Origin of the sequence: Chryseobacterium sp. IT-36CA2, assembly GCF_949767875.1 — a bacterium.
Taxonomy (GTDB): Bacteria; Bacteroidota; Bacteroidia; order Flavobacteriales; family Weeksellaceae; genus Chryseobacterium.
In genome coordinates, this window is record NZ_CATKPG010000021.1 from 350,057 (window position 1) to 371,068 (window position 21,012).

Here is a 21,012-nt window from a genome sequence, read left to right on the forward strand (position 1 = left end):
ATAACGTATTTGGTGATTCATTTTAATTTTTATAGCCAAATTATTCTAAATTTGTTAAAGACCCATTCATGAAAAGATGAGAATACTAAAGTATATGATAGGCGGAGCTGTAGCAGGTGCGGCAGCTGCTTATTTTCTGGGATATGATTATTTATTTAATGGTATTTCCAAAACCTATCTTAAAGGAAAATTAAGTGCTTACATTGACGACGGAAATCTTTTCCCAAGTAATCCTATTGCAACAGAAGAGCCCAAACTCTGGGAAGAAGATCCGGATTACAACAAAAAGGAATTACCTAAACATTTAGTTGAAAACTTAAAACACTCCAAAACAGCCGCTTTTGTAGTGATAAAGAATGGAAAAATTCTTCATGAACAATATTGGGACGGCTACAATCAGCTATCACAGACCAATTCTTTTTCAATGGCTAAAGCAGTCACTGTAATGCTTTTAGGGAAAGCTTTGGAAGAAGGTATTATTCCGAATATTGATGAAAAACTATCTGATTTTTATTCTGAATTTAAAGATAAACCCTTCGGAAATGAGGTAACTCTTAAAAATCTGGCTCAAATGGAAGCCGGACTGGACTGGGATGAAAATTACAACAATCCGTTTCTGCCCAATGCAAAAGCTTATTATGGAAAAAGCCTTGTAAAAGCAGTGTTTTCAAGAAAATTCAAAGAAGAACCGGGAGTCAGATTTGAATATCAAAGTGGCTCTACGCAGCTTCTTGGTTTTGCGCTTCGAAAAGCTCTGAATAAGCCATTGGCAAGCTATCTATCAGAAAAATTCTGGGTTCCTTTGGGAATGGAACAGAACGCTAAATGGAGTACAGACAATCACGGCATGGAAAAAACCTATTGCTGTATTCATTCCAATGCAAGGGATTTTGCCAAACTGGGGCAGTTATTTCTGGATAACGGAAAAGCAGGAGATCAGCAAATCCTTAATGCAAACTTCATTGAACAGATGAGAACTCCTACGGAAAAGTCTGAAAACATTTATGGAATGGGACTGTGGATCAATCATGACAACCCAATCAAACATTATTATTTCCTGGGATTACAGGGACAATATATTATTATGGTTCCGGAACATAATATCGTTATTGTAAAAACCGGAAGCTATTCCAATAACCCTAAAAATGACAGAGGAAGGCCAGATCAGGTTAGATTCTTCGTGAACGAAATTGTACAACTATTCCAATAAACACTATGGAAAAACACAGCGTAAAAGTTGATGAATACATTGAAAAGTCTCCGGATTTTGCAAAACCTATCTTAGAATACCTTCGTGAAACGATTCATGAAGCCTGCCCCGATGCAGAAGAGGCTATCAAATGGCAATTTCCTACGTTCATGTACAAAGGAAAAATTCTGTGTTCTATCACTGCTTTTAAACAATATTGCAGTCTGGGATTCTGGCTGCATCAGGAAATGAAAACTTTACAGGAAATAGAAACAACTGCTGAAAAAAGTTCAATGTTCAGTTTGGGAAAAGTAACCCGTCTTGAAGATCTTCCGTCCAAACCTCAGCTGAAAAGAGCTATTCAAGAAGCTATGGAACTTACAGACATGGGAGTTACGATGAAAAAGGCTCCTCCATCCAAAGTAGAAATGGATGTTCCGGATTATTTTCAGTCAGCTTTAAATGCCCAGCCAAAAGCAAAAGAAATTTTTGAAAAAGCTTCAACGTCTTTCAGAAAAGAGTATATTGCATGGGTTTCCGAAGCCAAAACAGAAGCTACCAGAAATAAAAGATTGGAACAGTCTTTGGAATGGATAGCCGAAGGTAAAGGCCGAAACTGGAAGTACCAGAAAAAATAAAAAACACACGCAATGAAGAAAAAAATTATTCTCTTTTTCTTCCTTATTATTTCATTTTTTACATTCGCTCAATCATTTGATTTTGAGGGACAATACAAGTATGCCCGCATGCTTTCATCTAAAAATCCTGACAGCTCGGAAATTGTTCTGAATAAGATTATAGATTCTGCGCAGAAAAGAAATCTCCCGGAATTTCTTGCCAAGGCTTATTATTTAAAATCTTTCAACAGCTATTTAAAATCTGATGCTGAAAAGAGCCTTGATTTTGCTGATAAAGCACTGAATATATCTACTCAAAGCAATTACAGTATCGGGAAGGCACTGGCGTACAGAATGCAGGGAACTCAGTATGCAAAGCTTGGATTGCTTAGAGAGTCTTCCACAAGTCTCCGAAATGCTTTAGCAGAAGTAAAAACCAATACTACGGAAGAAGGACATGAGCTGAAAGGAATGATCTTTAATTCTTTTTTGATCCTTCTCAATAAAGAGCAATACAAAGAGAAAGCATTTTATTCTAAAAGTGCTATTCAGGAGTTTCAGAAGCTTAAAAATGCAGCCAGACGAAATGAACTTTTGATCTCTGCTTATACCAATATGGGGTATAATTTATCTGAGGTAAAAAAATTCAAGGAGGCCAAATATTATTTTGCAAATGCGCTTTCGTTGGTGGGAGAAAACAACTATTATCTTCGGGCCAATATTCTTAATGATATCGGATTTTCTTTTTCAAAACAGAATAAACCGGACAGTGCCGTACTGTACTTTCAGAAGTCTCTCGCCATCGTAGATCAGTATGGTTTTAATGAAAAAAAGATCGAGGTGACCAAGAATCTTGAGGAAGCGTATACCCAGCTCCACGACGAATCCAATACTGAGAAGTATAAAATTGAAAATCTTAAATTAAAAGACAGCGTTGCTTACAACAGATCCATGGCTGTCAACAAAACATTATCTAAAAAAGAGAAAAGTTTTCATCAGCAGCTCAACGAAAGCCACAGTATTTCAAAAGGACTGATTATCGCCTGTCTTGCTCTGATTATTGTCTTGGGAGCCGTTATTTTCAATAGCATTCGTCTGCGAAAAAAACATAAAGAAGCGGTTGCTAAAATTTACAAAGATGGAATTTCACCTATTGTTTATGAGGAAGATCCACAGGAAACTTCTGAGGATATTCAGACCAAAAATACCCCTACTCCGATTGAAATAAAAATTTCGCCTGAAGTAGAGGAAAACATACTAGATGGATTAAAAATTTTTGAAGAAAACCTTGAGTTTAACAACAAAAACATTTCTCGTTACAATCTTGCAAACACGTTGAATATTAACACAAAATATCTTTCAACGGTTATTAAGAAACATAAAAAATTCAATTTTAACCAATATATTAATCACCTGAGGATCAATCATATTGTCAATCAGTTGAAAAATGAACCTCAATACAGAAAGTATAAGATCAATCACCTTGCTGAAATCACGGGATATTCATCTCACAGCGCCTTTTCTCTTGAGTTTAAGAAAATCACAGGGCTGCATCCTTCTGCCTTCATCAAAACCCTTGATGAGATCTCCTGATTACTGTTCTGCTATGGTCAGATTATTATAACCTCCCGTATTATTAAGCGAGAAATTCGCAACGTTTGAGTTATTTAAATTAAACCAGATGTAAGGCATCAGCCTCTGCCCTGCTGTCATGTAGAAAGAAGCGGTGCAGTTACTTCCCGCATCAATATTTCCGACACTGTTTGAGGACATGGTATTCGCACATTTCACAGTATTGACAATATTGGCGGCAGTCAATCCTGCAGTATTATCATAAAGCTGCCAGATGGCTTCTATCTGAATAGGATTTAAAGGATCTGTTGTATAATTAATAGCCATCGGAGCCAGATCTGTGGTGAAAGTAGCTACATAAATTCCGTTTCTGGGAGCTGTAAAAATACCTGTTCCGGCATTGAAAGTCGTCCCGGAATTACTTTCAAAGGTCTTGCTCCAGTCTACAAGATAATTACTGGCTCTGTTCTGCAAACCAGCTGTTACCGTAGGTGTAGAGGGAGTTGCAAGCTTCACGTTATTCGTTGTTTTGGCTGCAATAACAATCACTTTATTACTGGCGGGTTGTGCTGTAAGCAAAGGAAGCCATTCATTTCCGTTGGAATATTCCACACCACTGTTATAACGCACTGCTCCTTCATCTGCCGCCACCGCCGTGAGGATGGAAGTTCCAAAACCAATGGCTCCGTTGCCGGAATTTCTGGCGTCTACTTTTACAGCAGGGCTCAAAGTTCCTACTCCTAATTTCCCTGCGCTGTTCACAAGAATATCATTAGCCTGCTGAACCGGAGTAAATGTAGATCCGGAAGCAGGATTATCTTTCTGCCCGTCAATATGCAAAATGCCTTGAGGGTTTGGGGTATTGATTCCAATTTGTGAAAATGCACACTGGAAACTTAAAGTCATTAAAATCAGTAAACAATTCTTTTTCATCATTTCTCTTTTTATAATCCGAAAATACTTAAAGAAGTCAGCGTAGAATCTGTATCCAAAGTTTTTGAACTTCCTAGTTTTTGATTCAGGCCTACTGTAATATTATCTCCCTGGTTCAGGTTAAAAATTCCCGAACAGTTCCCCGCAACGCGGTTTCCGATCGTATTGTTTCCGGGATAACTTCCTACACATTTGAACACTTTACCGGTTGCAGAAGATGTAGAGTTGGTCTGAATCAATGTTTCATACCTTGAATCATCCGCAATACTTCCAGAAGCCAGCGAAAAGGTAAATGAAACGATGTACACGCCTGTTTTTGAGGCGATAAAAGTTCCTGTACCTGCATTAAAACTGCTATTCACATCTGTTTTCTTAGTCCAGCCGACAACCGTAGACTGTACTCCATCACTGAAGCTTTGTACAGAAGCATTTTCAGCATCCACAAAATCATTGGGAGCTTTATGAGCAAGTGTTACCCAGCTCGTTCCATTAGAATAGCTCAGGTCCAGAGTTCCGGAATTATACCTCATCGCTCCTGCCTTTGCTGACGAGGCAGATTGTGAAGTTCCTCCGATTCCTATTGCATTTAAGCGTTCTCCTGATCTCAGATCCAGTCTTGTTTTGGGAGATTTTATTCCTATCCCTACATTTCCTGATGAAGTAATGACAATATCATCGTAATAGCTGGAAGGTATAGAAGCATTAGTGTTTTTTTGCCCGTCTATATGTACTGTTGCTTCCGGAGAAGACATATTGATTCCTATCTGAGCCTTCATCCCTATGCCAAAGCAAATGACTAAGACCAGTCCTAATTTTTTTTTCATATCAAATGTGTTATTGTTCTAAAATAGAAAGATTTACAAAGCCATATTCATTACTTGCGGAAGAGGTGTCTGTTCTCAGACTCAGGTTTCCGTTATAAACAGACTGATAGATATAAGGTTGAAGGATATCTCCTTTGTTCAACTGAACTCCGGCAACACAAGATCCGGCCACCTGTGCCTGTTTTGAAATATTGGAGTAAGATTTTACGCATTTCTTTACCGTAGTATTTCCATTCACAACATATCTTGCTTCTGAAAAATAGCCTGAAACGATAGGAATTCTTACAAAATCATACGTAAAAGAAACAAGATATACTCCTGTTCTTGGCGCTGTAAAAATACCTGTTCCGGGAGTAAAATTTCCTGTTGGATCGGAAACCTCCGTCCATCCTGCAATTCCTGTAGAAATCTGATAGGGAATTTTAACTGCAAAGTTTGCGGCCTGAAGATTGGCAACAACTACGGCTTTGGTAGGAGAAGAAATAAGATCCTGCCATACCACACCATCTGAATACTGCATTTTTCCACCATTCAATGGATTATACCTTACAGCACCTCCACCTGCAGCTGAAGCCGTTTGGCTAGTCTCTCCTATTCCGATTGAGTTGTCTGAATTTGATACTGAGCGTGTGTCTATCTTAACAGCCGGCATTAACGTTCCAATTCCTATTTCTCCGGCAGAAGTGATGGCAACGTCATTGGCAATTTGGGTAGAGGATGGGGCTCCGGATGAGGGATTATCTTTTCCCCCATCCACATGGAAAGTGGTTTGGGGGTTTGAAGTATTAATACCTACTTGAGCTTTTGAGTAGCTTATGGTAAAGCATAAAGGAATCAGGATTCCCTTCATCGAAATACTTAGATTTTTCATGTAATTTGTGGTTTTTAAACAGAGTATATTTCTTGGCCAAAGATAAATGTAAAAGCATATGTCCTACAATAGCCCTACATCAGCCACAAACACATAATCAATTGACAAACAATAAAATAACACATTATTTTACATTATCAAAATACGGAATTTTACTATTTAAAATAAAATCGAAACCTTATTTCAATAGAAATTTTTAAAGAATTTATGTTTTTTGAAGAAAAAATTATTTAAGAAAAGGCTGGACATCATCAATAAGTTCATCGTATGATCTCTTATCTTCAGACTTCAAAACATTTCCTGTTTCAAGTTCTTCAATAATGATATCATAACAATTGGTTTTAGAATAATCATACGACGAAATATAAATAAGAATGTTCCCTTTCTTCAGTCCTAAAGCCGTAGTATCTGCGTCCCAATAGTCTACAAATTCATATCCGGAAAAGTCTTCACGGGAAAATGCCTTTACTAAATTATTGATTTCGGTAGTTTTCCCCCCATCCAATAAGAGATAATGAAGGTAAAAATAAGTAGAATTTTTGAATTAAAATAACTTCTAATGAAATCTAAAGTTAGCCTCCGGCAATGTATTCTTTTTCAAAAAGGCTTCATATTCTGGGGAAAGTTTTGCCCGGCCAAAAGTATTTTCTCCGCTCATGCTTCCAAGTCGTACTTTATCTTTTCCATATTTTCTGTTCATAGCATCCATTGCTTTCATCACAGGAAGGTGCTGATTTTGAATATCTACTTCGAAAAGACCGATCTGTCTCTGATCTTCGGGAACAAAATCATTCACCATAACTCCGGCTCTTTTATAATGAAATCCCTCTCTGTAAATGGCTTCAAAAAGTTCATTAACTACTCTTCCGATCAGGATAGATGAATTGGTAGGATTGGAAAGAATGCGGGTCATTGCATTTTTATATTCGGGCAGATCTTTTCTGAATCGGTTCGTCTGTACAAAAACCGTGATCATTTTGCAGCAGGTATTCTGTTTTCTCAATCTTTCTGAGCAATACATTCCAAAAGTTTCTACTCTTTCCCGTACTTCTTCTTTCTTGGTGAGCATCTGAATAAAGCTTCGGGTAACGGCTATTGATTTTTTTGGAGAAGGTGCATCCAGTTCAAGCTGACGAATTCCCTTCAATTCATTAATCATTCTTACTCCGTGAATTCCCATAATTTTTCGAACCCATATTTCAGGTTTCTGAAGAAGATCCCATGCTTTGTATACGCCACTGTCATTCATTTTGACAGCCAGCCTCCGTCCAATTCCCCATACATCTCCTATATTAAGCCATTTTAATGCTTTTTCAATTTTTTCAGGAGTATCCATAATATACACTCCATTAAATTTTTCAGGGAATTCTTTTACGATTCTGTTGGCCACCTTACATAATGTTTTGGTGGGAGCAATTCCTATGCTTACCGGAATATTCTCTTTCTCATCAATCTCATTTCTGATTTTAAGACAATATGTATAAATATCAATGTATTTGAATCCTGTCAAATCAAGGAAAAGCTCATCAATACTGTACACTTCATGGTCTAGAACATAGGATTTAGCGATGTTGATGACCTGCTGGCTTTTATAATTATACAGTTCAAATTTTGCAGAAAAACTTTTCACATCATGTTTCTGAAAAAGCTCTTTGTACTTGAATGCAGGAGCTGCCATAGGAATTCCCAGGTCTTTTGCTTCTTTACTTCTGGACACAACACACCCATCGTTGTTGGAAAGAACCACAACGGGTTTGCCTTCAAGATCAGGATCTAAAGTCCTTTCACAGGAAACAAAAAAATTGTTACAATCTACCAGAGCGTACATGACAATTGTATAGTAAATATCTATACAAAATTATAGTTTTTAAAGAATAAAATAATCTTTTACCCCATAATTAACATCATATTTAACAGTCTGAAAAACAATTCAATAAAATTTTTAAACACGACACATTTTGTCGCATTAGCACTTTAATTTTGTTTTCAAAAACATTTATCCTGACAAAGATTAAATCATTTTCAAACGCTCTTCTTCAAGGTCAATCTGATAGAGCTGATGACGGATGAGTTCTTCATTCACTGAAATATCTTTATTAAGTTCTGAGAGAAACTGTCTCTGGCTTTCCAGCATTTCAAAAAAGATATCTTTTGTCTTTTCATTCATCCATTCTGCATCATTTGCTTCTATTTTTTCTTCCCAGTGTTTCACCATTCTTTCTAATCCGGCATGACCATTCAGTTCGTTTTCATGTTTGTTTTTAAGAAAATGATAAACGTGTTGTTTTAGCTTGTGTTTTATTTCCTCTCTGGATTTTCTGTCTTTCTCATCCTCTGTAAAATCGTCAAATACATGCCCATATTTTATCAGGTATGGTAATGTAAGCCCCTGTACAAGCAATGTAAGCAGAATCACAACAAAAGTAATAAACAGGATAAGGTTCCTATTCGGAAAAGGAAGTCCGTTTTCAAGGGTAATAGGAATTGCCAGCGCTGCTGCTAATGAGACAACCCCTCTCATACCTGTCCATCCAAGCGTAAGAGGCATTAGCCACCTTCTTTTTGTGGAAGAAGCACGGGGAGCCACACTTGGACGAAAAATCAAAGTGGCCAACATTGCGGCATAAGAGCTTATAATTCTGGCAGCAATCAGAATTCCGGTTACTAATACTCCATATTGAATAGCTGTTACCAAAGGAATTCCTTCCCATCGCAGTCCGCCAACAATTTCAGGAAGTTCGAGCCCGATAATTAAGAATACAATACCATTGAGGATAAAAACAAAGCTTTCCCATACACTATAACCTCTGATACGGCTGGTACCGTTTAGAAATATCATTCGTTTCCCGGACATATACAATCCTCCACATACTACAGCTAAAACTCCGGAACAGTGGAACTGCTCTGCTATCCAATACATCAGATACGGTTCAATAAGTGTCAATGCGATATCTGAAGAGGCATCTGTAGGAAGCCTTTTGTGAGCCTGAACAAAAATCCATGCGAGCAATAAGCCCATTCCAACACCTCCGATCAGCATCCATAGAAAGTCTAATGAAGCTTGCTGCCATACAAATTGTCCGGTTCCCACGGCTATTAAAGCAAAACGGAATATAATTAGTGAAGAGGCATCATTCAGTAAGCTTTCTCCTTCCAGAATAGCGGATGTAGTAGATGGTATTTTTACAAATTTCATGATTGCTCCTGTACTTACTGCATCAGGCGGAGATACAATACCACCCAATAAAAATCCAAGAGCAAGAGTAAATCCGGGAATAAAGTAATTGGCCGTTACTGCTACAGCCAATGCAGTAAAAAAGACTACTAAAAAGGCAAAACTCCCGATAATACGCCACCATCTTTTCATTTCTTTGAAGGAAATAGACCAAGCGGCTTCAAATAACAGAGGCGGTAAGAATATAAAAAAGATAAGATCAGGATTGATCTTTACGACCGGAAGACCTGGTACAAAACTAACGAGAAGCCCAAATACAACAAGCAGAATTGGGTAGGCAATTTTTAATTTGGTAGCCCACATATTGAGCAGCACGATGGCTGCAACCATAGCAAGTAAAAAGGGTAAGATGGTATGCATTTGATATTGTGTTTTTTGTCTGTCATATTTACTACTTCTATTTTTTAAAAGCAATTTTTTTTCTAATTTTTATATTAAAAGATGAATTTTAGTTATGTAAATCAGTTTACTGTCTCAAAATGAATACTCTGGAATTTTAAACAAAATTCAAATAAAATACGTCAAGTTTCGTCGCTTCCGCGCTATACTTTTGTCCTATAAGAAAATAAGAAATATGGACAAAGTAACCTTAGAACGAATTCAAAAACTTCACCCGCTGGTAAGAGATGAAGTAAAACAAATTATACAGGAATGTGATGAAGCACTCACCGGAAGAGCCAAAATAAGAATCACCCAAGGGTTAAGATCTTTTGAAGAACAGGAAAAGCTATATGCGATCGGAAGAATTACTTCAGGAAAAAAGGTAACCAATGCCAAGGCAGGACAGAGTATTCACAACTATGGTCTTGCCGTAGACATGTGCCTTATGATTGACGGAAAAACGGCAAGCTGGGATACCGCAAAAGACTGGGACAATGATAAAGTGGCCGACTGGTATGAGTGTGTGAAAATTTTTGCCCGCCATGGCTGGGACTGGGGTGGAAACTGGAAAACATTTAAGGATCTTCCCCACTTCGAAAAAAAGAGTATTCCGTCTAAAAAAGGCCCTGTAAAAACCAGTTGGAGAACGCTTTTGAAGCTGCCAAGAGACCAACAGAATTACGTAATTTTTTAGTATCATTTATTTGAAATTAAATATAATACGACACGTTCTGTCGCTTCCCCGGCCTACCTTTGCTTTATAAGAAAACAAAAAAAAAGCAATGAAATCTAAGTATGGAATCTCATCATTTTTTTGAAAAACCAGTGGATTCTGTAGATTTAAGATTGCATGTGTCCTTTTAACAAACCATTAAAAATATCACATGAAAAAGACAACCATTCTTTCTTTGGACGGAGGTGGAATAAGGGGAATCATCACCTGCATTATTCTGCGTTACATAGAAGAGCAGCTCCAGTATTATGATAAGCCGACTGCCAAGCTCGGAGATTATTTTGATCTGGTGGCGGGCAGCAGCACCGGAGGTCTGATTGCTTCTATTATTTTATCTCCCGATGAAACCCGAAAAGCAAAATATTCTATCCAAAAAGGATTGGAATTATACGCTGAAAAGGGTGGCGACATTTTCCAGGTTTCCTTTTGGGAAAAACTGGTCAATCCATTCGGATTATTGAATGAAAGAATTTCCCAGGAAGCTCTTGAAAAAAACTTAAATGACTTTTTTGGAAATTTAGAATTAAAAGAATTAATAAAACCATGTTTAATAACGAGTTATGATATTGAGAACAGAAGAGCAAAACTTTTCAACTCATGGAAAGCCCACCTCAGCACAGATAATTTTTTTGTAAAAGATATCTGCAGAGCGACTTCAGCTGCTCCCACCTATTTTAGCCCTGTACAGATCAAATCCATGTATGGGCAGATTTTCAGCCTGATTGACGGAGGAATGTTTGCTAACAATCCCGCTCTTTGTGCTTATGCAGAGGCAAGGAAGATTCCTTTTGCAGAAGTGTTGAAAAACCATCAGAAAGCCAATCATCCAAGTGTAAATGACATGATCATTATATCTATAGGAACAGGAATTGAAGCAAGACCTTATCCTTTCAAAAGACTGGAAAAAGCTGGAAAAATTGGTTGGGTAAGCCCGATTATAGACATTTTAATGTCTGCCAATGCAGAAACAGTAGATTATCAGTTGGAACAGATGTTTCAAACACTGGGACTTAGAAACCAGAAGAACTATTACCGCCTGAATCCTTCTCTGAAAAACGCTTCTCCAGCAATGGATAACGTAAGAAGATCGAATATTGAAAACCTGATACAGGCCGGACTGAGCTATATTGATGATAATAGAGAAACATTAAACCAAATTGTTCAAAAACTCATCAAAAATAAAATATAAGCTTTTAACCTTATAAATACCCAATATAAGCTCTGAAAATTATATTTTAAAATTGGAAAATATTTTTTAAACACGTCAAGTTTTGTCGTTCTCCCCTACTATCTTTGGAGTATCAAAAAAGACACAAAACAACAATCCATAAAAACTTTTAAAAGCCTTTGAATTCAACATTCTCTCATGCTGAACAGCCTAAAATATGTTCAAAATATAACCAACACCTTACAACACAAAACATGGAAACACCCAATCACAATACCAACATACTCTTCGATGAAGAACTCTACACCATAGAGTGGAGCGACATCGAGAATGCAGAGATGGATTATGAAAACTATCTCAATGACATTGAAAACTTCTTCAGAGAAGATTTTGAAGAAGGAATACTTGAAGAAGATACTTTTTAATTAAAATTAAGAAAACACGACAAGTTCTGACGCTGTCCGCCATTACCTTTGAAATCTCTATAATACACGCACAGCAATCTCATTAAATAGTCTCAACACCTTTGAATTCACCATTCACAAAATGCTGGACAGCCAGAACTATGTCTGAAAATATAGAACAAAAGTGGAATCTCCTCCATTAAAAAAGTTACAACAATCAATTTATTAACCAAAAAATCACACAAAGTTTTATGAAAACAAAAGAAGAATTAAGACTCTATTTCGAAAATGGAGATATCCCAAAACAAGAAGACTTTTGGGAATGGCAGAACTCTTATTGGCATAAGAGTGAAAAATTATCCAACAGTTCTCTTGAATTACTGGCTTATGAGGAACTTTTACTTTCCCTTACTGACAATACAGAAGTTATAGGAGTCGGGAAAAGAATTGTATTTCCTGAAGGAATTAAAGTTATTGGGAGTACAATTGGCGGGCCTGGTTTTATTTATCAGCAGGCGGCAAAAAATATTATTACACAGGTAACTTTTCCAAGCACTTTGGAAAGGATAAAAGCGAGTGCATTTGGCAGTCAATACATAACTGGCACTTTGAGAATTCCTGGATCATGCAAAGTGATTGAATCAAATGCGTTTAGCAGTGGAAATTCCAGAATATCTGAACTCATCCTAGAAAATGGTATAGAAACTATAGAGACAGGTGCTTTCCAACTTACAGGAAACACAAGTATTACAGAACTATACATTCCTAAATCTATAAAATCAGTGGGTCAAAACGCATTTTATATTCCCACATTGAAAAAAGTCTCTGTCAAGCAAGGTTTAGATATCAGTAACGCCGGCATTCCAGCGACAGCAACAATCTTATACTATGCAGACATCTAACAATTAGCAATATGAAAACAAAAGAAGAATTAAAACTCTATTTCGAAAATGGAGATATCCCAAAACAGGAAGATTTCTGGGAATGGCAGAACTCATACTGGCATAAGAATGAAAAATTACCCAACAGTTCTCTTGAAGTATCTGTATATGAAGAGTTCATCTTTTCTCCAACAGATAATACAGAAATTATCGGGTCTGATACTGTTATGGTATTTCCTGAAGGAGTAAAAGTCATTGGAGGATTTTCCTATTTACTTCCGCTCAAACGTACATCAAAAATTATCTTCCCAAAATCTCTGGAAAGAATAAAAAACAAAGCATTTGGTGGGCAATATCTGAAAGGAACGTTAACAATTCCCGGATCATGTAAAATAGTAGAAGCATTTGCTTTTTCAAGTACTTCTGCCAACTTATCAAAATTAGTCTTAGAAAACGGCATAGAAACTATTGAAGAAGCAGCTTTCCAGTTGACTACCAGCAAGGACTTAACAGATCTTTATATTCCTAAATCTGTAAAATCCGTAGGACAAAACGCATTCAATATCCCTGCTTTGAAAACAGTTTCTGTCAAGCAAGGTTTAGATATCAGTAATGCCGGTATTCCAGCCACAGCAACAATCTTATACTATGCAGACATCTAACAATTAATAACATGAAAACAAAAGAAGAATTAAAGCTCTATTTTGAAAATGGAGATATCCCAAAACAGGAAGATTTTTGGGAATGGCAGAACTCGTACTGGCATAAAGACGAGAAAATTACCCAAAGTTCTATTGAAAGCGTTGAAAAGGTAATACCATTTTTTACGAATGACAATGAACTTCTTGGTTCAGCATTGGTAATTACCATTCCATCTAACACAAAAAAAATCATTAATGGTGCTTATATCTTTTCAGGAATGTCTTACCAGATTGTGAAAGTAAATTTCAATGAAGGACTTGAAGTGATTGGTCCTTCTGCTTTTAATCAGCAAAACATTAAAAGCGTCCGAACACCCTCAACCCTTAAGATTATTGAAAACAATGCTTTTGGCCAACAAGCTAATATGATTAATGGATCTGATTCAATAGAAGAAATTTTTTTAAATGAAGGTTTAATTAGTATTGGAGATTATGCTTTTAACTGCCCCAGAGCAACGGTTATAGAAACTTTATATATTCCAGATTCAGTAAAAACGGTGGGGCAAAGTTCATTTTCTCTTCCCTCCCTTAAGAGTGTTTCAGCGCCTGCAGGATTAGATCTAAGTAAGGCCGGCATTCCGTCAACAGCTACAATTACCTATAGATAAACTTAACAACATGAAAACAAAAGAAGAATTAAAGCTCTATTTTGAAAATGGAGATATCCCAAAACAGGAAGATTTTTGGGAATGGCAGAACTCATACTGGCATAAAGAAGAAAAAATTGATACACAAAAAGTTTCCGGACTGGAAAATGGTACATTCAATATCCTGTATGCAGAAATGGATGCTGATAAAAATGCTTCAATAGACTTTTTTACAAAAAGAAAATTAATCATACCTCCCGGAACTTTAAGAATTCCAAAAAACTTTACAATGGGTGTAATGATCACTGATGTACAAATACCTCAAGGCATCGTAAGTATTGGAGAGAATGCTTTTTCAGGTTCACAAATTAAATCTATTACGATCCCTGATAGTGTTACTGAAATTCAGAGTTTTGCATTTGCTAGTAATAAACTAAGCACACTCCAACTTCCTGAAAATCTATCTGTAATTGGTTACGCTGCGTTTTCAGGTAATGAGATTTCAGATTTGTCACTCCCAAAGAAGCTTAAGATCATTGAACAATCTGCATTCAGTTCTAATAAACTTACTGCTGTAACCATTCCTGATAGTGTCACTGAAATTCAGAGTTTTGCATTTGCAGGTAATAAACTAAGTTCACTTCAACTTCCCGAAAATCTATCTGTGATTAATGATGCAGCATTTTCAGGCAATGAAATTTCAGATTTATCTCTTCCAAAAACACTTAAAACCCTTGAACAATCTGTATTCAACTCTAATAAACTTACTACTGTAATGATACCTGACAGCGTTACGGAAATCAAAAGTTATGCATTTGCAAATAATCTTATTACCTCTTTAAAGATTCCCAACAGTGTTCTTAATATTGAATCGGCAGCATTTTCAAATAACAAACTGACAGAGGTTGTATTAGGTGCAAATACTAAGTATCACATGTACTCTTTTGATCCTGAAGTTACAGTAACCGGAGGACAACTTATCAATTAAAATTTTAACAAAATGAAAACAAAACAAGAATTAAAAAAATATTTCGAGAACGGAGATATTCCCATCCAGGAAGAATTTTGGGAGTGGCAGGAGTCATACTGGCATAAGGATGAAAAACTTCCTTTGGAAAAAATAGATTATGATTTTTCTAAAAAAGCAGACGTAAATGCGTCCAACTTAAGCCCGCAAGATGTTCAGCTTTGGAAAAACAAAATAGAAACTCCTACATCTATCCAGGCTCCGCAATTGAACGGAAATATTTTAACCGTATTTTATACCGGAGAAAATGGCGTTCAACAAAGCAAATCTGTGGATTTAAGCACTTTAATCACCAATAATATTCATATTGAGAGAGCAGAATATGATGCCGCTCAAAATATCATCACGATTACTCAAAATGATGGATCTGCTTTTCACATTAATCTTTCAGAATTCAGTATTATTCCTACGACCAATGCTGATGGAAGTATGACATTGGTACAGGAAGGCCAGGATAAAGTAATTTTGAAAAAAGTAGCACTTACAGGCAGCTATAATGATCTTTCTGATAAACCAACATTTAGTGGAAATGATAATTTACAAACCGTTATCGACAGAGGTAACGGAACAAACAATCCTATTATTTTTCAACCCAGCGAAGGAAGAGCAGGTGAACTCAATTTCAGCTCTAAAACATATTCTTTATGGTTTGGAAATATGAACACAGATCATACCGGAACCTATGGAGTTGGAATTGGATATAATGCTCTTCCCAAATTAACAACTGGGCAAAGTGATATTGCTGTCGGAGGTTTTGCCGGCGCCAACTTAACAACCGGAGACTGGAACACTATGGTAGGTGTAAACAGTGGCTCACTTTTAACAACAGGAAGCTATAATCTAATGGTAGGAACCGAAGCGGGTAAAAATTCAACAACGGCTTTAGGATGTACTTATGTTGGAGACGAAGCGGGTGTTAAAAATATCGATGGAAAATACAATACTACTTTAGGTATAGGATCCGGCTACTGGTTGACTCATGGAGTTCAAAACACATTTCTTGGAGCTTTTGCTGGCCAGAATTATGGAAAAGTAACCACTTCAGGTGCATGGGGTTCGAATACATTTATCGGATACAATGCCGCTTCAACTACCCATGCAATGGGTGTTTGGGGAGATAACAACGTTGTTATTGGCTGTAATGCTCCATTAGGAGGTTCCACATTTAATAAGCTGGTTATTGAATCCAATCCGGTAGCAAGACGTCATGATTTCGTTACCCCATTAATTGGTGGAGACTTTGCCGCAAGAACACTGGATTTTGATGCTGTAGTTTCAGCAAAAAGAACTCCTCTTGCAGATAATACATATACAAAAGTAGCTGTTCTGAATGCCAATAATGTATTTGGATATAAAAATCTATCAGATTTTACCAATTTTATTCCGCTTACAGGAACACAGCAGGATAATCCTTTAACCGGAGCTATTGAATACAAGGGAAGTGATACAACGGGTATCAATTCATTCGGATTTCATAGTAGTCATTCTACCACTGATAAAGCAGGTTTCGACATTGAAGACGACGGTGCACTGACACCATATATGTACTGGATGGGTGGCCAAAATATAAAAACAGCCATCAGAGTTTACTATAACGATGTTACTGTATTTTCCAACAGTCCTACATTCTCTGGTTTAAAAGGGGGAAGCTATTATGGAGAATTTTATCAAGATGAAAGTTACATCCAAAAGCAGTATGCAGACAAGCAGCACTCTTATACTACAAAAGAAGAGCTGACTGGTGGAAAATGGATCAACGGCAAGCCGGTTTACAAGAAAACCTTGTTTTTGGATCAGATTCCAAGAACAGGTCAAATTGATTTGAGATCTGAATTCCCGGATATTGAAACTATTATTTCCAATGAGATGTTTACAGAATGGGATGACCTAAAGGCTTCATTTGCTGGAAATCAATGGCGAACTAAGGCCTACATCACCATCGAAAAAGAAATGGCCACAATTGAACTGTTGAACGTTCCTGATTATAACTATTCACTTATTAACTCATTTACTCTAACTCTTGAATACACAAAAAAATAAACAAAATGCCAACAAATAATACATCAGCAAAAAAATCCGCATTTACTGTCGGAAAATCCTTAATAGGAGAAGGTATCATTAACTATAAAGAAACAAATTCTATGAGCTCAACAAACAATGCATCACAATCACTTTTCAGATTTGTAAGTCTGAGAAATCCACAACTAACAGAAACTAAAGACAAAAATTTAGGATTTATCCACAGGCCTAAAGGTGTAGCAGGTGCTTTTGATACTGCAGTTACAAACAGACCCGCCAAAACACTAAAATTCGCAGCAATGAAAAGAGCTGCCGGAGAATTTAACAATATTGGATTCGAAACCGAAAAGAAAATTGAAGAAGGAACATTCAGAGATCTTCTTATTATCGGAAGAAAACTTTCAAAAAAAGAAACATTAGATAATAATGACTGGACTTTCGTTACAGAATACTATAAAAGTCTTATTAATATCAACAGACAGCTTAATACGGAAGGAATTGCCACGTTTACACTACTTTGGAACAACTTTATATATCAGATCGTTTCACAGGGCGATTTCTACATTAAAGAAGCAATCAGCCATATTTTAATGGCCATCCAACTTGGTTTTGCAAGCAATCAGGATCTTACCGACGAAGAAATTATCAGGATTAATGGTGAAAAACCATTAGAAAAAGCGTTGGATGGAAAGATCGTATTACCAACTAATTTATTTTCAGAAGATTATTCGGAAATATCTTTCTCAGCTTCTGCCAGAGCATCTGAGGCTTCTGAACCTGCTCTGAGTGCAATCACCGTTCAAAGACTGGAATCTGAAGCAAGAAGCTCATTAGCAGCCAGCAAAGCAATCCATAGAAAAGATGGTTTGGATAAACTAAATACCGAATTGGAAAAGCTTCAGAAAAAATATCATAAATCCCGTTACCAGGCATATCAGGAAGGCTATACAAGATATATGGATGCCAACAAAGAGCGTATGGATCTATATGATAGAAAACTAGCTGAAGTAGAAAGTAAAATAACTCCAGAAACTCCGGATGAAGAAAAAGAGCGTCTTTATAACAGCTTAAAAGAATATGAAGTTCCTTCTTTTGAGTTTTTATTTAGAAATGAGATTGATTTACAAGATCTGCAGACAAAACTTTCGCCGGAATCTTTCGACCTTTTTGTTGAGCTTTTCGGCGAATCCAATATTGGATTAGTCTCCAGATCAGAAGATACAGAAAGTCTTCAGATCCTTTCCAAAGATACTTTGAAAGTTGGAGCGCAGACCATTACTCTGGATGATGAAGTGCAGAGCTACGCTGATGCTTTGCTTGCAGTACAAAAAAACATTTCATCATCTATGCAAACAGCCTTACAGAACAGTTCTCTTCCGGAAATGCAGTATGCAAACATTGGAGGAGCCTCAGTTCCCCTTACTCAGAATACTGCAAGAACACCAATGGCATACAGTTTATATGCGTACAGTCCTTACAATTTATCTGGTAATAGAGGCTTTATTAATTTCTCTTTTGAGGTTGAGGATGTTTCATGGAGTGTTGCCAATGCTAAGATCATTGCTACCACAGACGCTGTAGGAGCATTTGAAGAAAACTTCAGCAATATTCATGTAGTAGACAATAAGATCACCTTACCTGCATGTTTAGTTAATAAGTTCAGAACTAGTTTTAGCTTAAGGGTAGAAATTATTTTCGATAATGGAAGTCAGGCATATGGAGATATTGCTACACAATATCCTAAGGAAGACCTAAACCTTACTGGTATGCTAACACTGAAGCGCGCTGTAATTGAAAATCCTGGTGAACCTGAACCTGTACTCATCCAAAAGCGCAAGAATTTTGGAATCAAGAGACTTGGTGTTGCAGATTATATGAAAGTTGTACAAAGTGTTCATGCTTATGTTCCAGGTGAAGTTTCTAATATTGAGAATGTTATGGCAAGCGAATTGAGACACAAGTCTTCTGTTTCCAGAGAATATTCTGAAATTACAGACACCACATCTAAGTCTGAAGAAACTGAGAAAATTTCTGATACTTCAAAAACTTCCAGAACAGACATGCAGACTGAAGTTGCCAAAGAGATTGAAAAACAGCAAAGCATTTCTGCCTACACAAGATTCAGCTATGGAAATGACAAGACAATGAAATTTGAAGTAGGAGCAGATTATGCCAACAATAATGCACAGCACGACAGTACAAGACAAGCAATGATGAAATCTCAGGAAATTACGGAAAGAGCAATGGAAAGAGTTCTCACTAAAATTTCTGAAGAAAGGGTACAAAAGATAATCAAAGAATATACAGAGACCAATGTTCATGAGTATGATAACAGAGGAAAAGTAACAAATACTGACAACGCTGAAGCAGCACAACCTAAACACATTACAGGAGTTTATAGATGGATCGACAAGAAAATGAAGAATCAGATCTACAACTATGGCAAGCGTACCATGTTTGAATTTATGGTTCCTGAACCCTCAAGATTACATCGTTTAGCTCTTACTGTTGCCAAAGCACAGGTACTTACTGCTCCTGTTGATCCTAGAAAAGCTCCGGAGCCATGGTATATGCCAGATCCGAAGTCTGCTACCATTGAACAGATTCAGCATTGGGCACAGATTTATGGGATTAGTTTGGAAACTTTTCCTGCCGCTACAAAACAAATTATACATAGTGCGGCAGCCGTTCCTCAGCAAAATGATGACTTTGGTGTAGATTATTCCCAATTTGTGATTCCGGACAACTATGCTGCAAAAAGCGCATCTTTTAGCTGCAGATCATCCCGAAACAGAGGAGGTGGCTGGTCAGGAGCCCGCTATTCTGAAGTTGTTTGTTCTAACTTAAAAGGAGATATGATTGGCCGTTCCGAGTATGGTGATATCAATTTTGATGAAGGATCATCTGGTCTTAACGTAACTGGCACCGTATCTTTCCAGGTGAAAGGACATAATGTAAGCAATTATAACATAAAGGTAACCGTAAACTGTGAATTAAGTGATGAATACATCAATAACTGGAAAACAGAAGCTTTCAGTAGTATTATTAAAGCTTACGATGCTGCCTATGCAAAGTTCCAGGAAGATCAGGCAAGGCTGGATGCAGAGCAGAAAGAAAAAGAAGCACAGCTTAAAGAAAGACAGGATACATTCTACCGCTATATGGAACATGATGTATTAAAACATAACTGTATTGCTTACTTACTGCAGGATTACCTTTATACATTAGGACAGGAAACCACAAACGGTGCCGGTGACAAAACAACAATGGATAACTTCCAGGTATATCTGAACGAAAATCTGGATAAATATACTGCGCTTGCCAAGTTTATGGAACAGGCATTTGAATGGGAAATCATGGATTATACGTTCTATCCATACTACTGGGCTAACCGTAAGAGCTGGCAAGAGTTCTACCTTAGCGAAAGCATGGATCCTTTATTCAGAAGCTTCTTACAGGCAGGTATGGCAAGAATTATTGTTACCGTAAAACCAGGTTTCGAAGCAGCCGTTCAGTTCTTCCTTGAAACAGGAATAATCTGGAATGGAGGTTCTGTTCCGGTAATCGGAGATCCAATGTACATGAGTATCGTGGACGAGATGAGACAACCAACAGGAGAACCTCAGGGTAAATACTGGATTACCAGAATCCCTACTACATTGACGATTCTTCAGGATAAATCCACAGGGCTTCCAGTAAATCAGCCTTTACCTATTTTCCCTGAAAATGATCCTAAAAATTGTGAAAACCCATTAGAATTGGAGTTTGAAACAAGTTTCAGCTTAGATGAAGATGCACAATTACAGCACGGAGATAAGGAAACAAGCACCTTAGATTAAATTATTTAAAGAAATGGTGGCTCTGTACCAC

The 21,012-nt window shown here is 37.0% G+C and carries 18 protein-coding genes; 12 read left to right on the forward strand and 6 right to left on the reverse strand.

Annotation, left to right across the window (positions count from 1 at the left end):
• Positions 1-76: 76 nt before the first annotated feature.
• The 3 genes from ACM6F9_RS13060 to ACM6F9_RS13070 are packed head-to-tail and all read left to right on the forward strand — an operon-like array spanning position 77 to position 3,399.
• A complete protein-coding gene (locus ACM6F9_RS13060; RefSeq protein ID WP_414846115.1) occupies positions 77-1,210 on the forward strand; it encodes a serine hydrolase domain-containing protein in 1,134 nt (377 codons plus the stop codon).
• Between the two features lie 5 nt (positions 1,211-1,215).
• Positions 1,216-1,827 carry a YdeI/OmpD-associated family protein gene (locus ACM6F9_RS13065; RefSeq protein ID WP_414846116.1) on the forward strand — a complete coding sequence of 204 codons (612 nt, stop codon included), beginning with the start codon at positions 1,216-1,218 and terminating at the stop codon, positions 1,825-1,827.
• A gap of 12 nt (positions 1,828-1,839) precedes the next feature.
• Positions 1,840-3,399, forward strand: coding sequence for a helix-turn-helix domain-containing protein (locus ACM6F9_RS13070; protein ID WP_414846117.1), 1,560 nt, complete (start codon positions 1,840-1,842; stop codon positions 3,397-3,399).
• On the opposite strand, the gene ACM6F9_RS13075 is transcribed toward ACM6F9_RS13070, so the two are convergent.
• The 6 genes from ACM6F9_RS13075 to ACM6F9_RS13100 all read right to left on the reverse strand — a co-directional run bounded on the left by ACM6F9_RS13075 (position 3,400) and on the right by ACM6F9_RS13100 (position 9,601).
• Positions 3,400-4,311 carry a hypothetical protein gene (locus ACM6F9_RS13075; protein WP_414846118.1) on the reverse strand — a complete coding sequence of 304 codons (912 nt, stop codon included), beginning with the start codon at positions 4,309-4,311 and terminating at the stop codon, positions 3,400-3,402.
• Positions 4,312-4,322: 11 nt separating this feature from the next.
• On the reverse strand, positions 4,323-5,135 hold the full coding sequence (locus ACM6F9_RS13080; protein ID WP_414846119.1) for a hypothetical protein: 813 nt from the start codon (positions 5,133-5,135) through the stop codon (positions 4,323-4,325).
• A 10-nt stretch (positions 5,136-5,145) separates the two neighbouring features.
• Complete coding sequence (locus ACM6F9_RS13085) at positions 5,146-6,006, reverse strand: hypothetical protein (protein WP_414846120.1); 861 nt, start codon at positions 6,004-6,006, stop codon at positions 5,146-5,148.
• A 226-nt stretch (positions 6,007-6,232) separates the two neighbouring features.
• Positions 6,233-6,511 (reverse strand): hypothetical protein, encoded by a 279-nt coding sequence (locus ACM6F9_RS13090; RefSeq protein ID WP_414846121.1) that lies wholly within the window; start codon positions 6,509-6,511, stop codon positions 6,233-6,235.
• 51 nt (positions 6,512-6,562) lie between these two features.
• Positions 6,563-7,834, reverse strand: a complete 1,272-nt coding sequence (locus ACM6F9_RS13095; RefSeq protein ID WP_414846122.1) for a DUF4113 domain-containing protein — start codon at positions 7,832-7,834, stop codon at positions 6,563-6,565.
• A 183-nt stretch (positions 7,835-8,017) separates the two neighbouring features.
• Positions 8,018-9,601: a Na+/H+ antiporter gene (locus tag ACM6F9_RS13100; RefSeq protein ID WP_414846123.1), complete on the reverse strand. Its 1,584-nt coding sequence runs from the start codon at positions 9,599-9,601 to the stop codon at positions 8,018-8,020.
• Positions 9,602-9,815: 214 nt separating this feature from the next.
• Between ACM6F9_RS13100 and ACM6F9_RS13105 the strand changes: the two genes are divergently transcribed.
• The 9 genes from ACM6F9_RS13105 to ACM6F9_RS13145 all read left to right on the forward strand — a co-directional run bounded on the left by ACM6F9_RS13105 (position 9,816) and on the right by ACM6F9_RS13145 (position 20,981).
• On the forward strand, positions 9,816-10,316 hold the full coding sequence (locus tag ACM6F9_RS13105) for a M15 family metallopeptidase (protein WP_414846124.1): 501 nt from the start codon (positions 9,816-9,818) through the stop codon (positions 10,314-10,316).
• Positions 10,317-10,506: 190 nt separating this feature from the next.
• Positions 10,507-11,544, forward strand: coding sequence for a patatin-like phospholipase family protein (locus ACM6F9_RS13110; RefSeq protein WP_414846125.1), 1,038 nt, complete (start codon positions 10,507-10,509; stop codon positions 11,542-11,544).
• A gap of 158 nt (positions 11,545-11,702) precedes the next feature.
• Positions 11,703-11,948: a hypothetical protein gene (locus tag ACM6F9_RS13115; RefSeq protein WP_414846126.1), complete on the forward strand. Its 246-nt coding sequence runs from the start codon at positions 11,703-11,705 to the stop codon at positions 11,946-11,948.
• Positions 11,949-12,178: 230 nt separating this feature from the next.
• The gene (locus ACM6F9_RS13120) at positions 12,179-12,829 is read left to right on the forward strand and encodes a leucine-rich repeat domain-containing protein (protein ID WP_414846127.1); all 651 of its coding nucleotides are present in this window, start codon (positions 12,179-12,181) and stop codon (positions 12,827-12,829) included.
• Between the two features lie 11 nt (positions 12,830-12,840).
• The gene (locus ACM6F9_RS13125) at positions 12,841-13,470 is read left to right on the forward strand and encodes a leucine-rich repeat domain-containing protein (RefSeq protein ID WP_414846128.1); all 630 of its coding nucleotides are present in this window, start codon (positions 12,841-12,843) and stop codon (positions 13,468-13,470) included.
• 11 nt (positions 13,471-13,481) lie between these two features.
• Complete coding sequence (locus ACM6F9_RS13130; RefSeq protein WP_414846129.1) at positions 13,482-14,117, forward strand: leucine-rich repeat domain-containing protein; 636 nt, start codon at positions 13,482-13,484, stop codon at positions 14,115-14,117.
• 10 nt (positions 14,118-14,127) lie between these two features.
• Positions 14,128-15,084, forward strand: coding sequence for a leucine-rich repeat domain-containing protein (locus ACM6F9_RS13135; protein WP_414846130.1), 957 nt, complete (start codon positions 14,128-14,130; stop codon positions 15,082-15,084).
• A 12-nt stretch (positions 15,085-15,096) separates the two neighbouring features.
• On the forward strand, positions 15,097-17,163 hold the full coding sequence (locus tag ACM6F9_RS13140) for a hypothetical protein (RefSeq protein WP_414846131.1): 2,067 nt from the start codon (positions 15,097-15,099) through the stop codon (positions 17,161-17,163).
• A gap of 5 nt (positions 17,164-17,168) precedes the next feature.
• Positions 17,169-20,981: a hypothetical protein gene (locus ACM6F9_RS13145; RefSeq protein ID WP_414846132.1), complete on the forward strand. Its 3,813-nt coding sequence runs from the start codon at positions 17,169-17,171 to the stop codon at positions 20,979-20,981.
• The last annotated feature ends 31 nt before the right edge of the window (positions 20,982-21,012 follow it).

Coding starts and splice junctions, on each gene's coding strand:
- ACM6F9_RS13140 (WP_414846131.1), top strand. CDS start 15,097: ATGAAAACAAAACAAGAATTAAAAAAATATTTCGAGAACGGAGATATT.
- ACM6F9_RS13075 (WP_414846118.1), bottom strand. CDS start 4,311: ATGAAAAAGAATTGTTTACTGATTTTAATGACTTTAAGTTTCCAGTGT.
- ACM6F9_RS13120 (WP_414846127.1), top strand. CDS start 12,179: ATGAAAACAAAAGAAGAATTAAGACTCTATTTCGAAAATGGAGATATC.
- ACM6F9_RS13105 (WP_414846124.1), top strand. CDS start 9,816: ATGGACAAAGTAACCTTAGAACGAATTCAAAAACTTCACCCGCTGGTA.
- ACM6F9_RS13065 (WP_414846116.1), top strand. CDS start 1,216: ATGGAAAAACACAGCGTAAAAGTTGATGAATACATTGAAAAGTCTCCG.
- ACM6F9_RS13095 (WP_414846122.1), bottom strand. CDS start 7,834: ATGTACGCTCTGGTAGATTGTAACAATTTTTTTGTTTCCTGTGAAAGG.
- ACM6F9_RS13145 (WP_414846132.1), top strand. CDS start 17,169: ATGCCAACAAATAATACATCAGCAAAAAAATCCGCATTTACTGTCGGA.
- ACM6F9_RS13060 (WP_414846115.1), top strand. CDS start 77: ATGAGAATACTAAAGTATATGATAGGCGGAGCTGTAGCAGGTGCGGCA.
- ACM6F9_RS13125 (WP_414846128.1), top strand. CDS start 12,841: ATGAAAACAAAAGAAGAATTAAAACTCTATTTCGAAAATGGAGATATC.
- ACM6F9_RS13085 (WP_414846120.1), bottom strand. CDS start 6,006: ATGAAAAATCTAAGTATTTCGATGAAGGGAATCCTGATTCCTTTATGC.
- ACM6F9_RS13135 (WP_414846130.1), top strand. CDS start 14,128: ATGAAAACAAAAGAAGAATTAAAGCTCTATTTTGAAAATGGAGATATC.
- ACM6F9_RS13080 (WP_414846119.1), bottom strand. CDS start 5,135: ATGAAAAAAAAATTAGGACTGGTCTTAGTCATTTGCTTTGGCATAGGG.
- ACM6F9_RS13130 (WP_414846129.1), top strand. CDS start 13,482: ATGAAAACAAAAGAAGAATTAAAGCTCTATTTTGAAAATGGAGATATC.
- ACM6F9_RS13110 (WP_414846125.1), top strand. CDS start 10,507: ATGAAAAAGACAACCATTCTTTCTTTGGACGGAGGTGGAATAAGGGGA.
- ACM6F9_RS13070 (WP_414846117.1), top strand. CDS start 1,840: ATGAAGAAAAAAATTATTCTCTTTTTCTTCCTTATTATTTCATTTTTT.
- ACM6F9_RS13100 (WP_414846123.1), bottom strand. CDS start 9,601: ATGCATACCATCTTACCCTTTTTACTTGCTATGGTTGCAGCCATCGTG.